This is a genomic window from Microbacterium sp. NPDC055357, assembly GCF_053644835.1.
The window spans coordinates 457,140-479,344 of the sequence record NZ_JBSHLZ010000001.1 but is presented as its reverse complement, the minus strand read 5'-3'; the positions used below and the strand labels follow the sequence as shown (position 1 = coordinate 479,344).

21 protein-coding genes are annotated in these 22,205 nt (G+C 65.9%); 10 read left to right on the top strand and 11 right to left on the bottom strand.

Going from position 1 to position 22,205, the window contains the following annotated elements:
• Window positions 1-4: 4 nt before the first annotated feature.
• The 4 genes from galE to glf are packed head-to-tail and all read right to left on the bottom strand — an operon-like array spanning window position 5 to window position 3,749.
• Window positions 5-988 carry a UDP-glucose 4-epimerase GalE gene (gene galE, locus ACWICD_RS01930; RefSeq protein ID WP_454139118.1) on the bottom strand — a complete coding sequence of 328 codons (984 nt, stop codon included), beginning with the start codon at window positions 986-988 and terminating at the stop codon, window positions 5-7.
• A gap of 47 nt (window positions 989-1,035) precedes the next feature.
• The gene (locus ACWICD_RS01925) at window positions 1,036-1,779 is read right to left on the bottom strand and encodes an ABC transporter ATP-binding protein (RefSeq protein ID WP_454139117.1); all 744 of its coding nucleotides are present in this window, start codon (window positions 1,777-1,779) and stop codon (window positions 1,036-1,038) included.
• Window positions 1,779-2,588, bottom strand: a complete 810-nt coding sequence (locus ACWICD_RS01920) for an ABC transporter permease (RefSeq protein ID WP_454139116.1) — start codon at window positions 2,586-2,588, stop codon at window positions 1,779-1,781. The genes ACWICD_RS01925 and ACWICD_RS01920 overlap by 1 nt, the downstream gene beginning before the upstream one ends.
• 24 nt (window positions 2,589-2,612) lie before the next feature.
• Entirely contained in the window at window positions 2,613-3,749 is a 1,137-nt protein-coding gene (gene glf, locus ACWICD_RS01915) for a UDP-galactopyranose mutase (RefSeq protein WP_454139115.1), read from the bottom strand.
• Window positions 3,750-3,930: 181 nt separating this feature from the next.
• Between glf and ACWICD_RS01910 the strand changes: the two genes are divergently transcribed.
• Entirely contained in the window at window positions 3,931-4,320 is a 390-nt protein-coding gene (locus ACWICD_RS01910; RefSeq protein WP_454139114.1) for a GtrA family protein, read from the top strand.
• Window positions 4,313-5,296, top strand: coding sequence for a glycosyltransferase family 2 protein (locus ACWICD_RS01905; RefSeq protein ID WP_454139113.1), 984 nt, complete (start codon window positions 4,313-4,315; stop codon window positions 5,294-5,296). The genes ACWICD_RS01910 and ACWICD_RS01905 overlap by 8 nt, the downstream gene beginning before the upstream one ends.
• Here ACWICD_RS01905 and ACWICD_RS01900 read toward each other — a convergent pair.
• A complete protein-coding gene (locus ACWICD_RS01900) occupies window positions 5,271-7,205 on the bottom strand; it encodes a DUF6541 family protein (protein WP_454139112.1) in 1,935 nt (644 codons plus the stop codon). The two genes, ACWICD_RS01905 and ACWICD_RS01900, sit on opposite strands and share 26 nt — an antisense overlap.
• A 121-nt stretch (window positions 7,206-7,326) precedes the next feature.
• Between ACWICD_RS01900 and rfbA the strand changes: the two genes are divergently transcribed.
• Genes rfbA through ACWICD_RS01885 form a run of 3 tightly spaced genes read left to right on the top strand, consistent with a single transcriptional unit; the run spans window position 7,327 to window position 10,615 of the window.
• Window positions 7,327-8,196 (top strand): glucose-1-phosphate thymidylyltransferase RfbA, encoded by an 870-nt coding sequence (gene rfbA / locus ACWICD_RS01895; protein WP_454139111.1) that lies wholly within the window; start codon window positions 7,327-7,329, stop codon window positions 8,194-8,196.
• Window positions 8,196-9,194, top strand: a complete 999-nt coding sequence (rfbB, locus tag ACWICD_RS01890) for a dTDP-glucose 4,6-dehydratase (RefSeq protein ID WP_454139110.1) — start codon at window positions 8,196-8,198, stop codon at window positions 9,192-9,194. Before rfbA ends, rfbB begins: the two co-directional genes overlap by 1 nt.
• The gene (locus tag ACWICD_RS01885) at window positions 9,194-10,615 is read left to right on the top strand and encodes a sugar nucleotide-binding protein (protein WP_454139109.1); all 1,422 of its coding nucleotides are present in this window, start codon (window positions 9,194-9,196) and stop codon (window positions 10,613-10,615) included. The genes rfbB and ACWICD_RS01885 overlap by 1 nt, the downstream gene beginning before the upstream one ends.
• Before the next feature lie 6 nt (window positions 10,616-10,621).
• On the opposite strand, the gene ACWICD_RS01880 is transcribed toward ACWICD_RS01885, so the two are convergent.
• Window positions 10,622-11,914, bottom strand: coding sequence for a nucleotide sugar dehydrogenase (locus ACWICD_RS01880; RefSeq protein ID WP_454139107.1), 1,293 nt, complete (start codon window positions 11,912-11,914; stop codon window positions 10,622-10,624).
• Window positions 11,915-12,017: 103 nt separating this feature from the next.
• Here ACWICD_RS01880 and ACWICD_RS01875 point away from each other — a divergent pair, with 103 nt between their 5' ends.
• Window positions 12,018-12,965, top strand: coding sequence for a glycosyltransferase family 2 protein (locus ACWICD_RS01875; protein WP_454139106.1), 948 nt, complete (start codon window positions 12,018-12,020; stop codon window positions 12,963-12,965).
• A gap of 46 nt (window positions 12,966-13,011) precedes the next feature.
• Here ACWICD_RS01875 and ACWICD_RS01870 read toward each other — a convergent pair whose 3' ends face one another.
• Together ACWICD_RS01870 and ACWICD_RS01865 are read right to left on the bottom strand one after the other, a co-directional pair.
• Complete coding sequence (locus ACWICD_RS01870) at window positions 13,012-13,719, bottom strand: cytidylyltransferase domain-containing protein (protein WP_454139105.1); 708 nt, start codon at window positions 13,717-13,719, stop codon at window positions 13,012-13,014.
• A gap of 55 nt (window positions 13,720-13,774) precedes the next feature.
• Window positions 13,775-14,695, bottom strand: coding sequence for a hypothetical protein (locus ACWICD_RS01865; RefSeq protein WP_454139104.1), 921 nt, complete (start codon window positions 14,693-14,695; stop codon window positions 13,775-13,777).
• A gap of 208 nt (window positions 14,696-14,903) precedes the next feature.
• Here ACWICD_RS01865 and pseB point away from each other — a divergent pair, with 208 nt between their 5' ends.
• From pseB to pseI, 3 genes are read left to right on the top strand one after another with little or no spacing between them, the layout of a single operon-like run.
• Window positions 14,904-15,884, top strand: coding sequence for a UDP-N-acetylglucosamine 4,6-dehydratase (inverting) (gene pseB / locus ACWICD_RS01860; RefSeq protein ID WP_454139103.1), 981 nt, complete (start codon window positions 14,904-14,906; stop codon window positions 15,882-15,884).
• The gene (pseC, locus tag ACWICD_RS01855; protein WP_454139102.1) at window positions 15,885-17,009 is read left to right on the top strand and encodes a UDP-4-amino-4,6-dideoxy-N-acetyl-beta-L-altrosamine transaminase; all 1,125 of its coding nucleotides are present in this window, start codon (window positions 15,885-15,887) and stop codon (window positions 17,007-17,009) included. It abuts the gene before it with no gap.
• Window positions 17,006-18,052 carry a pseudaminic acid synthase gene (pseI, locus tag ACWICD_RS01850; protein WP_454139101.1) on the top strand — a complete coding sequence of 349 codons (1,047 nt, stop codon included), beginning with the start codon at window positions 17,006-17,008 and terminating at the stop codon, window positions 18,050-18,052. The genes pseC and pseI overlap by 4 nt, the downstream gene beginning before the upstream one ends.
• Here the strand turns inward: pseI and ACWICD_RS01845 are convergent.
• Window positions 18,026-18,565: a GNAT family N-acetyltransferase gene (locus tag ACWICD_RS01845; protein WP_454139100.1), complete on the bottom strand. Its 540-nt coding sequence runs from the start codon at window positions 18,563-18,565 to the stop codon at window positions 18,026-18,028. The two genes, pseI and ACWICD_RS01845, sit on opposite strands and share 27 nt — an antisense overlap.
• A 64-nt stretch (window positions 18,566-18,629) precedes the next feature.
• Between ACWICD_RS01845 and ACWICD_RS01840 the strand changes: the two genes are divergently transcribed.
• Entirely contained in the window at window positions 18,630-20,045 is a 1,416-nt protein-coding gene (locus tag ACWICD_RS01840) for a hypothetical protein (RefSeq protein WP_454139099.1), read from the top strand.
• A gap of 6 nt (window positions 20,046-20,051) precedes the next feature.
• Here ACWICD_RS01840 and ACWICD_RS01835 read toward each other — a convergent pair whose 3' ends face one another.
• Window positions 20,052-21,128 carry a glycosyltransferase gene (locus tag ACWICD_RS01835; protein ID WP_454139098.1) on the bottom strand — a complete coding sequence of 359 codons (1,077 nt, stop codon included), beginning with the start codon at window positions 21,126-21,128 and terminating at the stop codon, window positions 20,052-20,054.
• Window positions 21,129-21,149: 21 nt separating this feature from the next.
• Window positions 21,150-22,115 (bottom strand): glycosyltransferase, encoded by a 966-nt coding sequence (locus ACWICD_RS01830; protein ID WP_454139097.1) that lies wholly within the window; start codon window positions 22,113-22,115, stop codon window positions 21,150-21,152.
• Window positions 22,116-22,205 lie beyond the last annotated feature (90 nt).

Sequence of the window (22,205 nt, the reverse complement as noted above, 5' to 3'; positions counted from 1 at the left end):
CGGCTCAGGCCGCGCGCTGCGTCTCCCAGGCCACGGCGTCGCGGATCGCATCTTCGACCGTGCGCTCGGCGCGCCACTGCAATGCGTCATGGGCGCGGTCGACAATCGCATAGCCTCCGGCGATGTCGCCCGGACGCCGTGCTCCTTCGCGTACGTCCAACCCGCCTCCGACGACGGATTCGAAGGCGCGTACGAGTTCGCGCACCGTCGTGCCGTCACCCGTACCGACGTTGAGGATCCTCGACGGAGTCTCGGCCGAGGTGACATCGTCGAACCGGCGCACGGCTTCGACATGTGCGCGGGCGAGGTCCCACACGTGCACGAAGTCACGCAGTCCGGACCCGTCGCGGGTAGGCCAATCGGTTCCGGTCACGGTGAAGGGCTCACCCGTGCGCCACGCGCCCAGCAGCAGCCCCAGCGCGTGCGTCGGCCGCTCGGCGGTGGGGCCGGTCCGCAATCGCGGGTCGCATCCGATCGGGTTGAAGTACCGCAGCGACAGCGCTCGGATCGCGCCCCCCGCGGCAGCGTCGGACAGCACCTGTTCGACCTGCAGCTTGGTTCTGGCGTACGGGCTGGCCGGTGCGACCGGTGCTGACTCATCGAGTCCGGTCCCGAACTCACCGGCGTACACCGAAGCTGATGAGCTGAACACGATCCGTCGGATCCCGTGCCGGTGCAGGTGCTGGAAGTGGCGGACGGACCGCGCGACGTTGACGTCGTAGTACCCCAGCGGGTCTGCGACCGAGTCGGGGACGACGGTGCGCGCGGCGCAGTGGATGACGGCGTGGATGTCCGGGTGCTCATCGACGATCTGCTCGATCAGCGCGGCATCGGCGATGTCACCCCGATAGAACGTGCGGCCCTCGACGTAGGCGGCCCGGCCCGTCGAGAGGTCGTCCAGGATCACCGGCACCATCGCGGCGTCCAGGCATGCCGAGGCGATGGTGCTGCCGATGTAGCCGGCACCTCCGGTGATGAGGATCTTCACGTCACGCTCCCGTTCTTGTTCGAAGGAAAATTGTCGGGGATCAGGATCTACGCCGGATGATCCGAGTTGTATCGGTCGAGCACTTCGGCGATGGGTGCATCCATCGCCAAGCCGTGCTTGTCGAGGTACAGGCCGCGGGTGCAGAACCGCCGCAGGTCGCGTTCGTTGTGCGACACGAAGAACAGCGTGCGGCCTTCGGCGAGCAGCTCGTCGATGCGCCGGTAGCACTTCTCGCGGAACGCCTTGTCCCCCACCGCCAGCACCTCGTCGACGAGGAGGATCGGCTCTTCCAACTGCGACACGACCGAGAAGGCGAGGCGCACCTTCATTCCGTTGCTGAGGTGCTTGTACGGAGTGTCGACGAAGTCGGCGAGCTCGGCGAAATCGATGATCCCGTCGAACCGGCGCGAGACTTCGGCTTTCGGCATCCCGTGCAGACCCGCCGTCAGGCGCACGTTCTCGCGCACCGTGAGGTCGCCGACGAATCCGCCCGTGATCTCGATGAGCGGCGCGACACCGCCGTGCACGGTCACACTGCCCTCATCGGGAAGCAGCACCCCCGCGACGAGCTTCAGCAGGGTGGATTTGCCCTGTCCGTTTCGTCCGACGACGCCGATCGATTCCCCCGGATGCACATCGAAGCTGACGTCGCGCAGCGCCCAGAACTCGCCCGGACGGCTACGGCGGGATGAATCGGCGAACAGGTCTTTGAAGCTTCGGCGCCCCCGACGGTTGCGTCGGAACCGCACACCGAGGTCGCGCACCTCGATCGCCAGACCGGAGGCAGCCATCACAGCTCCTTCAGCAGGGGACGCTCGAGCCGCCGAAAGACGAGCAGACCCACGACCAGGAGGATGACGCACACGGCGACGCTGAGAAGGACGCTCAGGGTGTCCCAGAGGTCGGGGAAGAACCCGACGCGGTAGAGCGTGAAAATCCCCGAGAGGGGGTTGAACGCCGCGAGTTGGGGAAAGATCCCGGGCAGGTCCGACACCGAGTAGATGATCGGCGACGCGTAGAAGAGCATCCGCAGGACCAGCTTCGTCGTGCGCTCCAAATCGGAGTACAGCACGCACAGCGGGGCGATGAGAAGACCGAGCCCGACCAGCAGCATCGTCTGCAGCAGGATGGCGACGGGAAAGAGCAGGAGTCCCCAATTGAGTTCGACGGGGTTCGCGCTCGTGAACGCCGCCACAACGACGAACGCGACGAGGACGGGGAGTGCGCAGAGGAACTCAACGCCCTTGCTGAGGACGATGCGGATGACCCAGATCGAACGGGGAATCGCCGTCGAGCGCACCAGCCGGGCGTCTTTGTTGAAGGCGCGTGTGAAGTCCGAGACCGACGCGTTGAACCACACCCACGGCAAGAGCGCGGTGATGAGGAACACGATGTACGGATCCTGGCCGACGGTGCGCTGGAAGACCTGCGTGAAGACGAACCAGTAGATGAGGCTCATCACGAGCGGGTCGAGCACGGACCACAGATAGCCCAGAGCGCTCGTCGCGTAGCGGACGCGCAGGTCTCGAGCAGACAACAGCCACAGCGAGTGCAGGTAGCGCCGCGGGGATCCCGGAGCGCCGACGGTGGCGGACGTCACGTGGTCGAGTCTAGGGGCGTGTGCTCAGGCGAGCTGGTTGTTCCACATCGACAGCGCCGAGCCGATGGCCATGTGCATGTCGAGGTACTGATACGTACCCAGCCTTCCGCCGAAGAGCACGTCCTTCTCGCCCTTCGCCAGCTCGCGGTAGGCGAGCAGGCCCTCACGGTCCTCCGAGGTGTTGACCGGGTAGTACGGCTCGTCATCGCGCGACGCGAAGCGTGAGAACTCCCGCACGATCACGGTCTTGTCGGTCGGGTATCGGTCGGCGCGCTCGGGGTGGAAGTGCTTGAACTCGTGGATGCGGGTGTACGGCACTTCGGCGTCGGCGTAGTTCATGACCGATGTGCCCTGGAAGTCACCGATCGAGAGCACTTCCTGCTCGAAGTCGAGCGTGCGCCACGACAGGGAGCCCTCGGCGTAGTCGAAGTAGCGGTCGACAGGCCCCGTGTAGACGACGGGCACCTGGCCGACGGTGTCGCGCTTGTTGAGCGGCTGGGTCTCGTCGAAGTAATCGGTCGAGAGCTTCACGTCGATGTTCGGGTGGTCGGCCATCCGCTCGAGCCAGGCGGTGTAGCCGTCGAGCGGCAGTCCCTCCCAGGTGTCGCTGAAATAGCGGTTGTCGTAGGTGTAGCGAACAGGGAGTCTGCTGATGACCTCGGCGGGCAGCTCCGTCGGATCGGTCTGCCACTGCTTCTTCGTGTAATCGCGGATGAACGCTTCGTAGAGGGGGCGGCCGATGAGGGCGATGCCCTTCTCTTCGAGGTTGGTCGCGCTCTTCACATCGAACTCGCCGGACTGCTCCTGAACGAGCGCGCGGGCTTCGTCGGGCGTGTAGGCGGCTTGGAAGAACTGGTTGATCGTGCCGAGGTTGATCGGCAGCGGAAAGACGATGTCCTTGTGGGTCGTGTAGACCCGGTGGACGTAGTTCGTGAATTGCGTGAAGCGATTGACGTACTCCCACACCGTCGGGTTCGACGTGTGGAAGAGGTGCGCTCCATAGCGGTGCACCTCGATGCCCGTCTCGGGCTCGTTTTCGCTGTATGCGTTGCCGCCGATGTGGTGACGGCGGTCGATGACGGTGACCTTGCGGCCGGCGGCCGCAGCTCGCTCGGCGATCGTGAGGCCGAAGAAGCCTGAGCCGACGATGAGGAGATCCATGCGGGGTGGCCTTTCGGCTGACAACGGAGGACACGGCCAGTGACAGCCGCACCGCACAAGTCTAGGTGAGTCATGGTGTGCGTCCGGGCCCGGCACAGGCTCGCTCTGGCAAGATTGGCGGGTGCCATCCACCAAGCCCGCGCGTTCGAACCTGCTCGTCCGTCTGTGGGCGAACAGCGCCGTGCGCTACCTGGTCGTCGGCGGGTTCTGCTTCCTCGTCGATATCGGTCTGCTGTGGTTGCTGCACGATGCGTTCCATGTGCCGCTCGCCATCGCCACGCCGATCGCCTTCCTTGCGAGCTTCATCGTCACCTATTCACTCCAGCGGATCGTCGCGTTCAGCTCTGACGCGAAGGTCGCGCCGAGCGTGGGTCGTTACACCCTGCTCGTCGTGTTCAATACGGTGGCGACCACCGGTATCGTTGCGGGGTTCGCCGCGCTGGGCGTTCCGTGGGTGATCGGCAAGGTCGTCGCGGTCGCGGCGACGACGGTGTGGAACTATTTCGCGTACCGTTTCTGGGTCTTCGCCCGGCCAAACACCACGAATCCGAAGGACGATCACGATGTATAAGGGCGCCACGATCGCGGCAGTCGTACCGGCCTACCGGGAAGAGAAGATGATCGCGCAGGTCATCGAGACGATGCCCGACTTCGTCGACCACATCGTCATCGTCGATGACTGCAGCCCCGATGACACTAGCGGCGCCGTCCGACGCGTCGGCGACCCGCGGGTCGCCCTGATCCGCCACGAAGTCAATCAGGGCGTGGGCGGTGCGATCATCACCGGCCACACCGAAGCGATGAGACTGGGCGCCGACATCGACGTCATCATGGCCGGCGACGCCCAGATGGATCCGAACCATCTCCCCTCACTCCTGGACAGGGTCACCGACGACGGCTACGGCTTCGCGAAAGCGAATCGCTTCTACGCGCCGGAGTCATTTGCCGGGATGCCGCGGCACCGTGTGCTCGGCAACATCATGTTGTCGTTCATGACCAAGTTCGCATCCGGCTACTGGAATCTCTTCGACCCCCAGAACGGCTACACGGCCGTACGCACCGAAGTGCTTCGCAGAGTGCCCCTGGAGCGCGTGGCGAAGCGCTACAGCTTCGAGAACGACCTTCTCATCCATCTCAACATCCTGCAGGTCTCCGCGACCGACGTTCCCATCCCCGCCGTCTACGGCGACGAGGTGTCGAGCATCCGGCTGAGCAAGGTCGTGCCAGAACTCATGCACCGACTGACCGTCGGCTTCTGGACCCGGATCTGGTATCGCTACGTGCTCTGGTCGTTCTCGCCGATCGCTCTCCTGCTCTTCGGCGGGCTCTTCCTGATGACGTTCGGCATCGGATTCAGCATCTGGGTCATGTTCCAGATCGCGGCGTCGGTCGTGGCGACGGCGGCAACGGTCATGTTGGCAGCGCTTCCGCTCGTGATCGGCACGCAGATGCTCTTGACAGCGCTGCAGCTGGATATCCAATCGACGCCGTCACGGCCCGATCTGCCGCCCTACCGCGATCTCAGCGTGGAGCCTGACAAGCGGTGATTCGATAGAGTCGCGCCGCGTCGCCTTCACCGTCGACGAGTTCGACCACCCCGGCTGACTCGAGGTCCTCCAGTCCCGGGAAGGGATGCTCGGCGTTGTGGATTTCTCGATCGCCGAAATCAAGCACCCAGCGCGTGTCCGTCCTCTCCAGAGCCGCGCACACCTCGGGATCGTCCTCCGCACGGTTGAGCCCGAGGACGATCGTCGTCATGTCGGCGTCGAGCTCTTGATAGATGTGCGGGATCAGCACGCGGCGATCAGAGATCGCGTACGCAAGCGATGTGCCGGTCCACGGGCTGCCGACGATCACTTCGTCCTCGGGAACGTGGTCGGCGACCCGTTCCAGCAAGGCGAGTTCGTCGAGTGTCAGCAACGGTGAGTCGTCCGAGATCGTGTGCATCCATCGGGCGGCCTCGGTCGAACGCGTCATCGGTGTGCTCAGTTGCGTGGCGACGATCACTCCCACGACGAGGATGCCGGTGACAGCGAGTTCGCTCCGGAGTCGTGCCCCCTCGGTGCGCGAACGCGTATAGCGGCTGATCACTGTGACCAATGCGCCGAAGCCCACCGCCGCGAGGGGGATCACAACGACGGGAAAGAGCGCCATGACGCGGTACATGTCGCTGTACCAGGTTCCGGTGAGTCCGTACCGCAGAAGACTGTCGGGAGCCGCGGCGCCGACGACGTAGATGACGCCGAGCGTCGCCCACCCCGTGACGAGCCACCATTTCGAGCGCATCGCGACGAGCACGACGATGATCCCCACGATCATCAGCAGGGTCGGCACCCACTCGACGGGCAACCCCTTGTGCGAATTCGTGAGCACCTCGACCACCGCGCCGCCGAAGGACGTGAAGGGTCCCCAGAACGCCTGCTCCGACGTGGGGCGAGCAACGATCAGGACCGCAGCGACGACGGCGAGCCCGGCCACCCACAGCAGCCCTGCGGCCCACACGCGAACGCGGGGACGATCGCGTGCACCACGGAAGTAGCGCAGACCGGCGGCAGCGGCCGGCCAGAATCCGATCGCGAAGAACGCCATGAGCGTGCTGGGGTGCGCAAGAGCGAGGGTGGGGATCCAGGCCAGCAGGAGCACCCATGCCACCACGCGACTGCCGCCCAAGTCAGCGCCGACCCGAGCCACGGCGATCAGCGCTGCGAGCACGGAAGGCAGGAGAGCGATCGACAGGACGTTCGGGTACAGCACGCCGAAGTCGAGCATGAGCAGAGGGAAACCGGCCATCCCCGCAGCGAGGACGCCGGCGACGAGCAGTGGCGCGGGCTGTCGTCCCGAGATCTGGCGCACGAGATAGACGCACCCGAGGGGCCACACCAGTCCGGCGACGAGCAGTGCCGTGAGGTTCGTGGCGGCCGCCACCGAGGTGCCCGCAAGCCCCGCGACGAGCGACGTCACCGCGTGCCAGAGGCTCGGGTAGAAGCCCGGAATCAGTTGCTCGGTCGGGGCCGCGGCACCCGTATCGAGCATGTGTCGCACGGCGTTCAGATGATAGATGTTGTCGAACGTCTGCGAGATCGACTCCGGGTCACCGAATACCGTGAGCAGCCGTGGGATCAGCAGTGCTGCACCGAGCGCGACGGCGATCCATGGCGCCCAACGCCGCGACCAGTGAACGGCGGGAGACGTTGCGGGCGACGGCACGAATCGACGCGCGATCGCCCAAGCCACAGCGGCGACGACGACGGTCGTCACCACGACCGGGAGGAGCGACCAGCGGAAGGGGACGACGACCGCCACCATCGTGGTCAGACCGACCACAGCGAGGCTGAGTGGGGGCGCTGCGGCGACGAGCGCGAAGCCGCGCAGTCGCAGGAGCGCTCCGATCAGGAGACCCGGCGCGAGCAGGACGCCGAGCACGACGAGCAGGGACCCCAACTGAGCTACCCACATGTCAGCAGTGAGCCCCTCGATCGACTGGGCAGGTCTCGATCATCTTCACGGGGACTCCTCGGGCCTCTCGGCTCGGCGGGCAAGGCGACGGGCAAGTCTACCGCTGTGTCACGATGGGCAGATGAAAGGCATCATCCTCGCTGGTGGCTCCGGTACTCGACTGCATCCGATCACGCTGGGCGTCTCGAAGCAGCTCGTGCCGGTGTACGACAAGCCGATGATCTACTACCCGTTGTCGACGCTCATGCTCGCCGGCATCCGCGACATCCTCGTCATCACGACGCCGCACGACGCGGCCCACTTCGAGCGGCTGCTCGGCGACGGATCCCAGTTCGGCATCTCGATCACTTTCGCGCAGCAAGCCTCACCTGACGGCCTCGCACAGGCGTTCACCATCGGGGCCGACTTCATCGGCGACGACACCGTCGCTCTCGTTCTCGGCGACAATCTGCTCTACGGTCCCGGACTGGGCACGAGACTGTCCCGGTTCGCCGACATCCAGGGTGGTGCGGTCTTCGCCTACTGGGTCTCGGACCCGCAGGCCTACGGCGTTGTCGAGTTCGACGACGCCGGCGCCGCGGTTTCGCTCGAGGAGAAGCCCGCGGACCCCAAGAGCAACTACGCCGTTCCCGGTCTGTACTTCTACGACAACGACGTCGTCGAGATCGCTCGCTCGTTGACCCCGAGCGCCCGCGGCGAGTATGAGATCACCGATGTCAACCGCGCATACCTCGAACGCGGCACTCTTTCGGTCGAGGTGCTCCCCCGCGGGACGGCGTGGCTGGACACCGGCACATTCGACCAGATGACGGATGCCGCAGACTACGTTCGCACCATGGAGCGGCGCACCGGCATGAAGATCGGAGCACCCGAAGAGGTCGCCTGGCGACAGGGATTCCTCTCGGACGACGAGCTCCGCGAGCGCGCACAGAAGCTCGTCAAGTCGGGGTACGGCAGCTATCTGCTCGAGACGCTGGAAAGAGGGCGCTGATGGCGAGATTGCTCGTGACCGGCGGAGCCGGGTTCATCGGTTCGAACTTCGTGCACCACGTCGTCGCGCACACCGATCACCACGTCACCGTTCTGGACAAGCTGACGTATGCCGGCAACCGCGCATCGCTTGCCGCTCTGCCCGAGGACCGAGTGCGGTTCGTGCTCGGCGACATCACGGACGCCCCCTTGGTGGACGAACTCTTCAGCGGGGTCGACGACGTCGTGCACTACGCCGCAGAGTCGCACAACGACAACTCCCTGCACGACCCTCGACCCTTTCTCGACACGAACATCGTCGGCACATACACACTGCTCGAAGCTGCACGCAAGCATGACCGTCGGCTGCACCACATCTCGACTGACGAGGTCTACGGCGACCTCGAACTGGACGACCCGGAGCGCTTCACCGAGCAGACGCCGTACAACCCGTCGAGCCCGTACTCGTCGACCAAGGCGGGCAGCGACCTGCTCGTCCGCGCCTGGGTGCGCTCCTTCGGCGTGCGGGCGACGATCTCGAACTGCTCGAACAACTACGGGCCGTACCAGCACGTCGAGAAGTTCATCCCGCGCCAGATCACCAACGTCATCCGCGGAATCCGCCCCAAGCTGTACGGCGCGGGCGAGAACGTGCGTGACTGGATCCACGCCGACGACCACTCGTCTGCGGTGCTGACGATCCTCGACAAGGGAGTGATCGGCGAGACCTACCTGATCGGCGCAGACGGCGAGAAGAACAACAAGGACGTCGTCGAGCTCATCCTTCAGCTCATGGGGCAGCCGCAGGACGCATACGACCACGTCACGGACCGCGCCGGGCATGACCTGCGCTACGCGATCGACTACACCAAGCTGCGCACCGAACTCGGGTGGACGCCGGCGTACGGCGATTTCGAGGCGGGTCTCGCCGCGACGATCCAGTGGTACCGCGACAACGAATCGTGGTGGGCGCCGGCGAAGGACGGCGTCGAAGCCTTCTACGCCTCGAAGGGACAGTGATGACGTCGAACGACCTGGAGTTCGGGAAGACACTGCAGGTCACTCAGACCTCGATCCCCGGGCTTGTCGTCTTCGACCTGCCGGTCCACGGCGATGCGCGCGGTTGGTTCAAAGAGAACTGGCAGCGCGAGAAGATGACGGCGCTCGGCCTCGCCGACTTCGGCCCCGTGCAGAACAACATCTCGTTCAACGATGCGGTCGGCACGACGCGCGGAATCCACGCGGAGCCGTGGGACAAATGGGTGTCCGTCGCGACGGGGCGAATCTTCGGCGCCTGGGTCGATCTTCGTGAAGGACCGACGTTCGGCGCGGTCTTCACGACGGAGCTCGACCCTTCGCGCGCCATCTTCGTGCCGCGGGGCGTCGCCAACTCGTACCAGACGCTCGAGCCGGACACCGCGTACACATATCTCGTGAACGACCACTGGTCGCCCGCTGCCGCGTACTCGTTCCTCAATCTCGCGGACGAGACCGCCGCCATCTCGTGGCCGATCCCGCTCGAGCACGCCCAGATCTCGGCGAAGGATGCCGCGCACCCGCGTCTCGACGAGGTGACGCCGATCCCGCCGCGCAAGATCCTCGTGCTCGGCGCCGCGGGACAGCTGGGCCGTGCGCTGCGCGAAGAGTTGGGCGACAGCAGCAACGTCGAGTACGCGAACCGTGACGACCTGAACCTGGCCTCCCCCGGGCTCGACACCGCCCGTCACTGGCGCGAGTACGGCACGATCATCAATGCTGCTGCCTACACCGCCGTCGACCTCGCCGAGACCGCCGAGGGGCGTCGCGCAGCGTGGGCGGCGAACGTGGCCGGCATCGCGGAACTGGCGCGAGTGGCATCCACGCACGGGATCCTGCTCGTGCACATCTCCAGCGACTACGTCTTCGACGGAAGTTCGCCTCGCGCGTACGTCGAGACGGATGCCGTGTGCCCGCTCGGCGTCTACGGGCAGACCAAGGCCGCGGGAGACCTCGTCGTCGCGACGGTGCCGCGCCATTTCATCGTGCGCACATCGTGGGTCATCGGCAACGGCGGCAACTTCGTGCGCACGATGGCACGACTCGCCGCCGACGGTGTGGACCCCCGTGTCGTCGAGGACCAGATCGGGCGTCTTACCTTCACGTCCGATCTCGCTCGCGGCATCCATCACCTGATCGTGGCCGAGGCTCCCTTCGGGACCTACAACCTGACCGGTGGGGGCCCACCGATGTCGTGGGCCGACGTCGCCCGCCTGGTCTTCGAGTTGACGGGGCACGACAAGGCACGGGTGACGGGATGTTCGACCGACGAGTACTTCGCCGCGGCGACGACACCTGTCGCTCCCCGCCCGAAGAACAGCGTGCTCGACCTCGCGAAGATCGAGCAGACGGGTTTCACGCCTGCCGATGCACGGGAGACGCTCGTCGGCTATCTGCGGGGCTGATCTGCCTCAGGCAGCACCGACGACGATGCGCGGTGTACCGGCCCACAGCGCGGAGTCGGTCGCGTTTCGTCCGTCGACGATCAGACGGATGCCCGGAAGCTGCTGCGGCGCAAGCGTGCGGTAGTCGGAATGGTCGGTCTGCAGGACGGCGAGATCGACAGACTCGCCCAGCGTGTACGGCTCGAAGCCGAGCCCGCGCAGCTCATCATCGGAGTAGAGCGGGTCGTGCACCGTCACCGTGGCGCCGCGAGAGCGCAGCGCCTCGACGGTCGGAAAAACGCCCGAAAACGCCGTCTCCTTGACCCCGCCGCGATACGTCGCGCCGAGGACCACCGCTGTGAGCCCCTCCAGAGAACCGAGCACGCCTTCTGCCTGAGCGACGAGACGCTCGGGCATCGAGGCGTTCAGCAAGCGCGCAGTGCGGACGATGTCGGCATCCGGGTCGGTCGACAGGTACAGGCGCGGGTAGACGGGGATGCAGTGACCTCCGACGGCGATACCCGGACGGTGGATGTGGCTGTACGGCTGCGAATTGCAGGCTTCGATCACCTGGTAGACGTCGATGCCGTGAGCTGCGGCGAACAGTCCGAACTGGTTCGCCAGGCCGATGTTGACGTCACGGTATGTCGTCTCGGCGAGTTTGGCCATCTCGGATGCCTCGGCGCTGCCGAGATCCCACACGCCGTTCGGACGCGGAAGATCGTCGCGCTCGTCGAACTGCAGCACGGCGTCGTAGAACTCACGGGCGCGCTGCGCCCCCGCTTCCGAAAGCCCGCCGATGAGCTTCGGGTACTTGCGCAGGTCGGCGAACACGCGGCCGGTCAGCACCCGCTCGGGCGAGAAGACGACGTGGAAGTCCGTGCCCTCGACGAGGCCCGATCCCTCTTCGATCATGGGCTTCCAGCGGCCGCGCGTCGTTCCGACCGGAAGCGTGGTCTCGTACGACACGAGCGTGCCCGGGCTCAAGTGCTCCGCGAACGACCGGGTCGCGGCATCCATCCACGCGAAGTCCGGCTCCCACGTCGCGTCATCGACGAAGAGCGGCACCACGATCACGACAGCGTCGGCCTCGGGAATCGCCTCGGCGTAGTCCGTCGTCGCGCGAAGGCGCCCCGCGGGCACGAGCTCGCTCAGCTTCTCCTGCAGGTGGGCTTCACCGGGGAAGGGCTCGATGCCCGCGTTCACGCTCTCGACGGTCTTCGGATTGACGTCGACTCCGATGACCTCGTGGCCCGAGTCGGCGAACTGTACGGCGAGAGGAAGGCCGATCTTTCCGAGGGCCACGACGGCGATGCGCATGGGTTCCAGTCTATTGCGGCGCGGAATCCTCTCGGGCTGTCCGAATCTGGGCGAGATGTCCGCCGTCTCCAGGGGGTGACTTTCCCTGCTATAGGATTCGGCGATGCTCCTAACGATCGCGGTTCCGACATATAACCGCGCACAGAATGTTGCACGCCTGCTGCATCAGTTCCTGGCTGCACCCGCTTCTGAGCTCGTGGAAATCCTGGTCATAGACGACGGCGGCACCGACGGCACATACGCCGCGCTCTCGAAGGATCCCACCATCGCCGAGCGCGTTCGGGTCCTGAAGAACGATGTGAACCTCGGCTACCCCCGCACCTTCGCCCGGATCTTCGCGGAGTGCACGACTGAGTACGTGATGGTCATCGCCGACGATGACGAGGTCGTCGTCGAGAGCGTGGGGCCGCTGCTGGAGTACCTGGGTCGGGAGCGACCGGCGTTCGTGTCTTCTCAGTTCTTGAAGGGATCGACCGTGTACCGGGGAAGGGACGTCACGGGCCCGATCTCCCCGAAAGAGTTCCTGAGATCATCGGCCCACGCTCCGGGTCTGATCTATCGAGTCGAAGATTGCCATGCTGCTCTCGCTGAGCTCGCGGAGCGCACAGAATCCAAGCAACCCGATGCCCTTCTCTACCCGCAGGTCATCCTTGTGATGCGTCTGCTGGTGGCGGCCGCCAAATGTGAATGGCTGGCGTTGCCGACCGTCAGGGAGGGTTCGGCCGAACCCTCCGGGATTGTCGACGCGGGCGGACGCTCCTACTGGTCGGTGGAGTCGCGTTGGCAGCAGCTCAAGTCCTTCGACGAGCTGCTGACTCAGTACGTCGAGCAAGACACGACGGGAGTCGCGCAGGAGATGCGCGACACGCAACGTGCACGCGTGTTCCGCACGATGGAGCGCGCGATCAGAGAGGAAAGTCCTGCTCTGGGAGCTGCGTTCGACAGCGAGGCTCGAAGGAGCTACAGCACACCGACGATCCGATCCAGGATCATGAGCCTGACGATCGTCAGGTGGCTGGCGCGCGGCACGAGGTGGCTTCGAAAGCGCTGACTGCGAGGGCCGACTTCACTGCCCCCGAGCGTCGAGCCTGGTCTCATCAGGGCTGTTGAGGCTCACGATGGCTGAGTTCAGGTCGACGAGCCAGCAATTCATGGACATCCGCCGAGGTGAACTCCCCGCGGCGGGGACGCAACTGCTCGTACACCTCACGGACGAACGCGAGATCTGCGGGTGTGTCCACGGTCCACCGCAGGTCGGAGCGACTCTCAGGTTGAACGACGGAAGTCAACGTGAACAGCTCCGGGCGGCGGTAGATACCGAGCGTGACGTGCTCGCGCTCCTGATCCGTCGCAACCTCGGCGACACGGCGCAGCGCCGCTGTGGTCACCGACTCGACGTCGAGCCCGCGGGGGTAGGTGCGGACCAGGACATTCGATGCGTAGTCGGTGTCGCTCGCACCGTGAGCGCGTACAACCTCGTCGATGACGTCCGGATCCGTGAGCGGGCAGTCCGCCGTCAGCCGCAGGAGGTGTTCCGCACCGAGCGACTCGGCGGCGGCGAGGTAGCGTCCGAGAACATCGGCAAGCGCGCCCCGGAAGACCTCGACCCCGCGCGAGGAGAGCGCTTCGACGAGCACGTCATCGCTCGGGTCGACCGACGTGACGACGACGACGCGCTCCACGGTTTCGGCCTGATTGATCCGTTCAAGTTGGCGGATGATCATAGGCTCCCCGTCGAGATCCGCGAGAACCTTGCCGGGTAAACGCGACGAGCTCATGCGCGCTTGGACGAGTGCGAGAACCATCAGATTGCTGATCCTGTCACGTGCGCGCGGGGTATGAAATCCACGGACAAGGAGTCTACGCGTCCGCCCCGCGCCGTCCCTGGCGACGACGCTGCTCCAAAGCAGCGACGACGCGCTCTCCGCCGCGGCCGTCGAACAGGCGACGGCACGTCGACACAAGCTGACGACGTAGCACGTCATCGTCGATGAGCGCGGCAACCGCGACCCCGATCTCGTCGGCGCGCAACGCATCGCTCACCGCGTCGAACCCGAGCGCGATGCGCATGGATGCGGCTGCCGCGACAGAGGCCTGTTGATTCGGCACGACTGCGAGCAAGACACTCGGCGTGCCGATTGTCGCGACGTCCCACGCGCTCGTCCCACCCGCTGAGACGGTCACGTCGGCCTGCGCGAGCAGGGCCGGCAGCTCGTGCGTAGGCGGAAGGACCCGCCACTGTCGAGACTCGCCCCCGATCTTCGCGAGAGCTCGATGCTGACGAACGGGAGCGACGAACGTGAATGCGACGCGATCGGCAAGTGATCGACAACCACGTGCGACGTCGACCGTCCGATCGTCGGGGTCCGTCCCTCCGAGAACGACGACCACTTCGGGCGGGTCGTGCCTGACGATCGCAGATTCAGGAGCCGCCGCCTCACGGATGGAGCGTCGCACGAGTGCGTACTCCACACCGAGAAGCTGTGCGTCCCGTGTCACTCCGGGAAGCGGCTGCGCACTGAGGTTCTGGTCGAGATAGAGCGTCGCTCGAGCGCCGCGACTATCCCCGTCTGCCAGAAGGAGCACGGGGATCGCTTCACTCAACATCGTCACGGATTCCGCGGGCACGAGATAGCTGTCGATGACGACCCAATCTGGATCGATCGATTCGAGACCCGCGACGTCGATCGTGTCTCGTTGGTGGCTGACGACGTCGATACCCGACGCGGCGACGGCAGCGGCGAGCCACGGAATATCGATCTCTGCTGTCGCCAAAGTCACGCGGTGGCCTCTCGCCAGTAGCGCCTCCGCCAGTGTCAGAAGCCGCATGACGTGGCCGGTTCCCTGCGTGCGGCCCGCATCCGCGCGTAGCACGACGTGAAGAGGCGCACCGACGCCTTCGTTTCCTTCCTCGTGCGCCGGTGACCGCGGGTACTCTTGGTTAGTCGCGGCCGGAAGTGGTGTCGCGTCAGGAGCGAGAGGTTTCACGATGTCCATCCTCAATGGTTCGTCGATCCTGATCACAGGGGGGACCGGCTCGTTCGGAAAGGCGTTCGTCCGTCGCATCCTCGCAGACTTCGATCCGCGCCGAATCGTCATCTATTCGCGCGATGAACTCAAACAGTACGAGACACGTCTTCAGCTCGGAGACGACTCACGACTGCGGTGGTTCATCGGAGACATCCGCGATGAGCAGCGGCTGCGCCGGGCCATGCACGGTGTCGATCATGTCGTGCATGCGGCAGCGCTCAAGCAGGTCGACACCGCCGAGTACAACCCGTTCGAGTTCGTGCGCACGAACATCATCGGCTCGCAGAACGTCATCGAAGCCTCGATCGACGCGGGGGTCAAAAAGGTCGTCGCGCTCTCGACGGACAAGGCATCGAGCCCCCTGAATCTCTACGGCGCCACCAAGCTCGCCGCCGACAAGCTCTTCCAGTCCGGAAACCACTATGCGGCGGGATATGAGTCGCGCTTCTCCGTCGTCCGCTACGGGAACGTCATGGGTTCGCGGGGCTCAGTCGTTCCGTTCTTCCGCGGGCTCGCCGAACGCGGCGAATCTCTGCCCATCACGGACGAGCGCATGACCCGCTTCTGGATCACGCTTCCTCAAGCGGTGCAGTTCGTGATCGACTCCTTCGACCAGATGAACGGCGGTGAGCTCTACGTGCCGCGCATCCCCAGCACGCGGATCCTCGACATCGCCGAAGCCGTCGCACCGGGCGCACCGCGTCACGATGTCGGAATCCGTCCGGGAGAAAAGCTCCACGAGGAGATGATCTCGGGAGACGACAGCCGTCGCACGATCCTGGCGGGAGATCGTTACATCGTCCTCCCGACGATCGCCGACTGGGGTTTCGTACAGCCGGCCGGTGAGCCCGTGGCCGATGGTTTCGCCTATCGTTCGGACAGCAACGATCAGTGGCTGTCCGTGGAGGAGATCCGCGAACTCGTGGACGGGATGCGCTGAATGGCGGTTCCGTACGGGCGGCAGTGGATCGACGATTCCGACGTCGAAGCCGTCACTGCGGCACTGCGAAGCGACTGGCTCACGACCGGGCCTGCGGTGGCCAGGTTCGAGCAGAGCATTGCGCAGACCGCCGGCGCTCCGTATGCCGTCGCGGTGTCGTCGGGAACGGCCGCATTGCACGCCGCCTACGCGGCTGCCGGAGTGAAGCACGGCGACGTCGTCCTGACGACGCCGCTGACGTTCGTCGCGACGGCCGCTACCGCGGTGCAACGGGGTGCCCGGATCGAATTCGCCGACGTCGAACCGGATACAGGGAACATCGACCCCGCGGCCGTGTCTGCCGCGATCACCCCGGCGACCCGAGTCGTCGCGGGTGTCGACTACGCCGGCCATCCGATCGATGTCGACGCGCTCCGGCGCGTCACCCACGAGGCCGGCGCACTCCTCCTCGAGGACGCCGCGCATTCAATCGGGTCCACGTTCGACGGCCGGCCCGTCGGCTCGTTCGCCGACCTCACGACGTTCTCCTTCTTCCCCACCAAGAATCTGACCACAGCCGAAGGCGGTGCCGTCGTCACGGCCGATCCCGAACTCGCGGATCGTGCTCGACGGTTCCGTACGCACGGACTCGTCCGCGATCGCGAGGCGCAGCGCCACCCGGATGAAGGACCGTGGCATCAGGAGGTTCACGAGTTCGGCCTGAACTACCGGCTGCCCGACGTCCTCGCCGCGCTCGGCACGAGCCAGTTGACCCGCTTGGCCATGTTCAAGGCGCGCCGCTCCGCGATCTTCGACCGCTACTCGACCGAGCTCGCCGACCTCGGGCTGACGCTTCCGACACGACGGACGGGTGCCGATCCGATGTGGCACCTCTATCCGATACGGGTACCCGCCGCTGATCGTCGCCGCATCTTCGACGAGCTGCACGCCCGCGGGATCCTGGTGCAGGTGAACTACATTCCCGCCTATTGGCATCCCGTCTTCGAGGATCTCGGCTATCGACGCGGTCTGTGCCCAGTCGCCGAGCAGTACTACCGCGAGGAGATCTCGCTTCCCATGTACGCAGCGCTGTCGGACGACGATCAGAGCCGCGTGATCGACGCGGTTCGTGAGGTGCTCGCATGACCCCCCTCATCCCCGACAGCGGTGACACGCTTCCACTGATCGTCGCGGAGATCTCCGGGAACCACAACGGTTCCCTCGATCGGGCACTGGATATCGTCCGCGCCGTGGCGACAACAGGCGCGCAGGCCGTAAAGATCCAGACCTATACGGCGGACACGATCACCCTCAACGTCGATAGCCCTGCCTTCCGGGTGTCGGAGGATCACGCATTGTGGGGATCTCGGACGCTGTACGACCTCTACACCGAAGCGCACACGCCGTACGCGTGGCATGAACCGATCTTCACCCTTGCCCGCGAGCTGGGGCTCGTGCCGTTCAGCACGCCCTTCGACGAGTCTGCGGTCGACTTCCTCGAGGAGCTCGACGCGCCTCTCTACAAGGTCGCCTCGCTCGAAATCGTCGATCTACCGCTCATCGCGCGGATCGCGACGACGGGCAAACCCGTCATCATGTCGGTCGGCACGGCGACGATCGAAGAGGTAGCCGCTGCCGTGGATGCTGCGCGGTCCGCCGGTGGCGAAGACCTCACTCTCCTCGCGTGCACGAGTTCGTATCCCGCGCGCGCCGAGGATGCTCATCTGCGGCGCATGGCCGCCATGCGAGACATGTTCGGGGTGAAGGTCGGGCTCTCGGACCACACGCTCGGCATCGGCGTCTCCGTCGCCGCGGCGACCCTCGGCGCGGCTGTGATCGAGAAGCACGTGACGCTCTCACGCGCAGCGGGAGGCGTCGACAGCGCCTTCTCGCTCGAGCCGAGCGAACTCGGTCTCCTGGTAGCGGAGTCCCGGTCCGCCGTGGCCGCGCTCGGCTCGGCCAGCGCCTGGTCGACGGCGGCGGAGGGGGAGTCACTGCGTCTGCGACCCTCGCTCTGGGTGAGCGCCGCAGTGCGAGCGGGTGACATCGTGACGGAGGCCAACGTCCGTTCGGTGCGCCCCGCGGGCGGCCTCGCTCCTGTTCATCTGCCGGCGGTTCTCGGACGCCGATTCAGAGTGGATGCAGCACCCGGCACCCCGCTGTCATGGGATCTGCTCTCCGGCGCCTGACGACCGCGAATACGTAGCCGCCTCGATGCATTCACCTGCCCGAATGAATCCGGCCGCTTCGAAGAGCTGAATCGACGCGGTGTTCTCGGGGCGGATGACCGCCGTGAGGGTTTCGATGTCGGGATGAACGCCGGAAAACTCATCGATCGCGGCTCGCAGAAGCGCTCCCGCATATCCGCGGCCCCGCGCGTCCGGGGCCACCGTGATGCTGACCTCCGCGGTGCCGGGCGCGCTCGCGTCGATATCGAACCGACAGGTCCCGACCAGCTTCCCGGTCACGGCATCCTCGCCGAGGACGATCTCCCGCAGCGGTGACAGCAGACTCGCTTCGAGCCATGCGACGTGCTGGGCAGAGGACACCGACTCGGTCTGCAGCGACATTCGGCGTGTCAGTGGATCGTTGCGCCACTCGAGCAGGATCCCCGCATCGGCGAGCACGGCAGCACGAATGCGGACCCGGGGTGCGGATCGACTCATCAGGCAAGCGTAGCGAACCGATTCGAACGCCTGCACGGCTAGACTGGGCCGCTGTCCTCTCCCTTGCCTGAAGGAGTCCGTCGTGTCCGAGACCGCCGGGATGCGCGCGCTCCTGGACCTCGAGGATGCCGCCCCGGACGCGCTGTTCGAGCGGATCTCGGGCATCGATGTGCCTCTGTGGCCACTCGCGCGCTGGCCTGTCTCGCGTGCCCTCGCCGAGACCGACATCGGCACTCGACTGCCCCCTCCTCGACAGACATCGCTGCGCCAGCGACTCATGACAACAGCGCGGCGGACAGTCCCCAACCCCTCGTCCGCTCACCGAGCACCGCGCGCAGAGCACCTTTTCATCGTGTCAGGCTGGACAAGGAATCCGGGGCCGGGCGGGTTCTGCAACTGGCTCAGTGACGACTTCGCCGGCGCCCTCGGCGCGAACGCAATCGTCGTGCAGGACGCTTACGTCGACCGGCTCAGTCGGGAGGACGCCCGCCCGCGGAATCCTCGCACGTACACCTACGCGCGCGCCAGCGAACGCGCGACCCGTGCAACACACTCCCGGCCTCTGCCCGCGCAAGAGCGCAGACGGCTTGAGGCCGCCTTACGCGCGACCTTCGCAGTGCTCGATCACCCCGTGACCGACGCCGGGCGCGAGCGCGCCATCGCCGACGCGCTCGGCCGGGCGGACCGCGCCCCTCACGCGCAACGGGAGTTCGGCAGATTGCTCGACCGCGTCCAGCCGCGACGAATCTACATGCAGACTGCCGCGTATGGCACCCGCGCCAGCGAGATCATGCTCTCGCGTGAACGAGGCATCGAGGTCGCTGAACTGCAACACGGCTGGGTCGGCAGCAGTCATGCCGCCTACAACGTCGGTGCTGCGATGCGCACACCGGACCTCGAGAAATGCCTGCCTGACACGATCCTCGGCTACGGCGAGATCTGGGGACGCGAGCTCCGCTTCCCCGCGCGTTTCGTCCCCCTCGGCAAGCCCTCACTCGACCCCGCGACCCTCGCCTCAACACCGTGGAACGGGCGACCGAAGCGCGCCCTCTTCGTGTCGAGCAATTTCGAGCATGACCTCGTCGACCGCACCCTCATCGCACTCCACGAGTCGTTGCCTGACGATTGGACCGTGGCACTGCGGCCGCACCCTGTGGAACGTGCAACGGCCGCGCAACGACACGCCGCAGCGCTGCGACTCCCCCGAGTCGAGCTCGATGTGACCGCCGATGCGGGTGCAGCGCTCGCGTCCAGCCGCGCGATCGTCGGCTTCTCCAGCACAATGCTGTTCGAAGCTCTTGCCTACGGCTGTCACGTCGCGGTCGTAGATTCCGTATTGGCGGAGCACTACGCGAATGAAAGCGTGTTTCCGTTGCGCATCGCGTCCGACCTGTCGAACGTCGCGGATGCCGCGGTTCGAATCCAGACGGAGCCGGATGCAGTGGAGGCTGCGATCACGGAGTCCGTCTGGAAATCGGGCGCAGTCGAGTCCTTCCGCGAGTTCGCCGCGAGCTGAACGGCGTCAGGCCCCCCGAGCAAGCACTCGCGAAGCAACACCGAAGCGGGCCGGCGCTTCGCGCGCGAGGACGAACCGAAGATCACGCGTCGCGAGATTGCGTGGCCTGATCGCCGTGCGATGCGGCAGCAGCGAGAGCCCGTGCGCGAGACGGGGCGGCGCGCTCGTGAAGGCATCGAGGATCTCGCGATCCGTGCGAGACAGCGGGCGGAGTGCTCGCGGAGCGACCGCCGCGCAACGCTGCACGGTCTCGCCGATGACGCGTACATCGTCGTCGCTCCACAGATCTGGCTCGGGGCGAATCAGAATCCACTGGATCACGTTGTTGCGCAAGATCTTCGTCATCAGAGCGTCGCGCTGCGGAGCTGACAACGCCGCGAACGCGTCGCTCGAGAGCAGTCCCTCCAGAAACGACGCGTCGGCGGAGACGGGCTTGCTCACTGTCGTCACGCGTGTGGGCGCGTCTTCGTGGACCAGATAGGCGGGGCCTCGTCGGTCGAAGGAGATGCGCGCGCTCGAGAACCACAGGCGCGTGCTGTACTCGACGTCCTCGCCTGATGCGAGAGCGGGCGGAAAACGCAGATCGCCGAAACGTCGACGCGAGACCAGACCGAGCGGCGCCGACCGATACGCAAGCCGGTCTGCCACGCCTTGCAACGCACGTCGGCGACCGATTCGGACAGGTGGCGTCACTACCGGTCCGCGCCCCACGACCGACAGGCGAGGGATGACGACATCGGCCGATGTTCGATCGGCGCAGGCGAGCCAGGAGTCGATAGCGCCCGGTTCGAGCTCGTCGTCGGATCCCATGATCGACGTGTACCGCGCTGTCGACTGCTCAAGGCCCAGATTGAACGGACCGGACGGACTCGGGATGTCATCGGCGAGGGCGAGAAGTCGCAGCCGTTCGTCGTCGGCGTGCCGCCCGAGCGCGACCGAGACATCTTCTGCCGGCACATTGTGGCAGACGACGGTCACGCGCACGGCGCTGCGTGTTCCGCCGAGCACGGACGACACGGCTCGTGCGATGGGACGACGCAGATCGTGGACCGCAATGATGTGGTCGACATCCGGTTCCGGCACTCGATGAGCCTACCAATCGGCCTATCGCGGCGAGGTCGCCGAATCCGAGCCGAGGAACTCCGAGAGCACCTCCGCGGACATCCGGCCGTCGTGAACAGCCGAGACGAAGTCGACACCCGCGACCGCGGCCGCTCGAAACGGCTCGGGACTGGCGGCGATCGCACGCAAGACGTCCTCGAGGGTGTGCGGATCCGCCTGCACGACCGGCAGCTCGCGCCCCGTAGCCCCTCTGACGTGCGCGCGCACTTGGTCATCGATGTTTCCCAAGACGATGCGACCCGCGGCCATCGCTTCGCATGCCGCAACACCGTAGTCCCCGATCCGCACCTGATCGAGGACGATGTCGGCGCGATGGATGCGCGCAGGCATCTCAGCGCTGGGAATTCCTTCGATGCGCTCGTAGCGGATGACGCCCTCGGCTGCGAGCATGCGCAGGACCGGTTCCACCATCGCCGTGCCCTTGATCCACGGGTTGCTCGGAGCATGGACCACCAGGGGCACCTCCGAATGCGACACCCGCCCGGAGTTCCAGCGCGACGGTTCGATGACGACGGGTAGCCAGCGGCCCTCCGGGACATCGATGAGCATTCCCGGGGTCGATGCGAACGCCGGGATCTTCACATCGTTCAGGAGTGCGCGGTTGCGAGCGGTCTCTTCGATCAGGCGCGGGGTCATCGCCCACTCCCCCGTCACGAACGGTGAGAACTCATGCGTCCGCGCGTGCACCTCAGGCGCGCGCATGTCGCTGCCGTGCGTGAGCATCGCGACACGGACTCCGCGTGCCTGAAGCCAGCGAATTTCGGCGGCCACGGACTCGTGATAGACATCACCGAACAGATGACGCCCGGCTTCGACGATGACGTGGGTGAACCGCTCCGCGACGTCGGCACGCTGGCGTTCCTGCCAGCGGCGAGACATCAGATAGGTGGAGGCCGGCACCGTCTGATCCACCGGGAACCGGAACCCCGTGCCCGCTGCGTAGGCCATCGAGACCGCGGATACGTCGTTCAGGTGCCGTTCCGCCGCGCGTGCCCACTGCCAACCTTGTCCGGCGAAATTGACCGGCGCGATGTACAG